Below are 1,744 nucleotides of genomic sequence, written 5' to 3' on the forward strand. Positions count from 1 at the left end.
CCGCCACACCCCCTGGCGACTGCCCAGCATCCAGACCCGTCCCTGCCGGTCTTCGATCACCCGGACGATGCGCGGCGTGTTGCGCCCGGGCAGGTGGGGCAGCGTGATCGCGTGGCGGTCCTGCCCGTGCCGGTCCTGCCACCACAGCTGCCCGCCGTCGGCAAACCAGTCGCCGCCGGCACGGCTGGAGCCGAGCCACCGTGCCGGCTCGCGCGGCCGTGGTGCCCGCTGCAACGCGGGCAGGTGTCGCACCTCGGTACCCTCGGCGGTGCTCGAGCGGATCGCGCCCTGCGCATCCCGCCCCAACGCCGTCACCGGCAGCAGGGAGGCGCCCAGCATCGCCGGCGTCTGGAACCGATCGTCATGCCACCGCGCCAGACCCGCCGCACTGCCGATCCACACCCCGCCCTGCGGATCGGCCGCGAGGTGATCCACCCGTGCCGACGGCAGGCCGCCGCCAGTGCCCGGCAGGTACTGACGCAGCCGGCGGTCGCGTCCCAGCCGGAACAGGCCCGCGTCGCGGGTACCAAACCAGACGGCGCCCGCGTCCATCGGCTGGATCGCCAGTACCGGGCTGGGCGCGGCGGTCGGCGCGGGCGGTCCCGCCCACCGCTCGAACCGCTGGCGATCAGCCGACAGTCGCTGCAGGTAGCCATTCGCGGTCCCGATCCAGAGCTGGTTGCGGGCATCCAGCGCCATGCTGCGCACTTCGTTGTCGGCCAGACCGTGCTCCACGCGCCACACCCGGAAGCCGCCCCCGTCATAGCGGGCCAGGCCATCGGCGGTCGCGAACCAGAGGTAACCCTGCCGATCCTCCACGATCTGATGCACCACATTGGACGGCAGGCCGTCCACGGTGGTGACGCGCGCACCGTGGCCCGGCAGCGCCAGTGCCGACAGCGCCGGCAACAGCCCGCCCAGCAGCACCCCGACCCATCGCCGTCGCAGCCCGTGCTTCATGCGACGCGCCTGCAGCGCGCGAGGCCATCGGCCAGCGCCGCCCGGCTTACCGGGAGCCGCAGGAACACATCGAACCCTGCTGCCATGGCCTCACGCTGGGCCCCCGCATCCGCGCGCGGGGTCAAGGCGATCCGCGGCACCCCCGGCCAGCAGCGCGACAATCGCGCACCCGCCCGTTCACCGCCCACACGCAGGTCAGGGTCGACCATGATCACATCCCAGCCCCTGCCCTCGCCCGCTGCGGTCGGCACGTCATCCAGCCCCGGCGCATATCGTGCCGCATGCCCCAGCGATGCCAACGCTGCCGGCAGCACCTGGCCGACCACCGGCAACGGATGCACCACCAGCACCTGCAGCTGTCCGCCACCGATCGGTTCGGCACGCGCGCACAGCGGCGTGCCTGCCTCACCGGCATCGACGCAGGGCAACGGCAGGCAGACGTCGAAGCAGGCGCCCTCGCCGGGACGGCTGCTGACCGTGATGTCGCCGCCCATGGCCAGCGCCAGATCGCGGGAGATGGACAACCCCAGGCCACTGCCGCCATGGCCTGCGGCCGTCCGTGCACCATCGGCCTGTTCGAAGCGCTGGAACAGGCGCTGGCATTGCGCGGACGTCATGCCGGGACCGGTATCGAGCACCCGCAGCAGCACGCCATCACGCCCGTACCGCCCTCCCACCCCAGCAACCAGTGCCGCAACCGGCCGGTGCCGGGTTCGTATCGGGACAAGGTTTTGCCGCTGGTCACCCACACCTGGCCACGGCGATCTTCGGCCATGCCCACGGC

At 72.7% G+C, this 1,744-nt stretch carries 2 protein-coding genes; both read right to left on the bottom strand.

Going from position 1 to position 1,744, the window contains the following annotated elements:
• Positions 1 to 960, bottom strand: a 960-nt coding sequence (locus tag ACLFKU_RS43235) for a two-component regulator propeller domain-containing protein (protein WP_410853328.1), incomplete at its 3' end; no start/stop codon positions are given.
• Positions 957 to 1,610, bottom strand: a complete 654-nt coding sequence (locus tag ACLFKU_RS43240; protein WP_410853329.1) for an ATP-binding protein — start codon at positions 1,608 to 1,610, stop codon at positions 957 to 959. The genes ACLFKU_RS43240 and ACLFKU_RS43235, both read right to left, overlap by 4 nt.
• Between the last annotated feature and the right edge of the window lie 134 nt (positions 1,611 to 1,744).

Origin of the sequence: Paraburkholderia sp. EG304 (genome assembly GCF_046543485.1) — a bacterium.
Taxonomy (GTDB): domain Bacteria; phylum Pseudomonadota; class Gammaproteobacteria; order Burkholderiales; family Burkholderiaceae; genus Paraburkholderia; species Paraburkholderia youngii.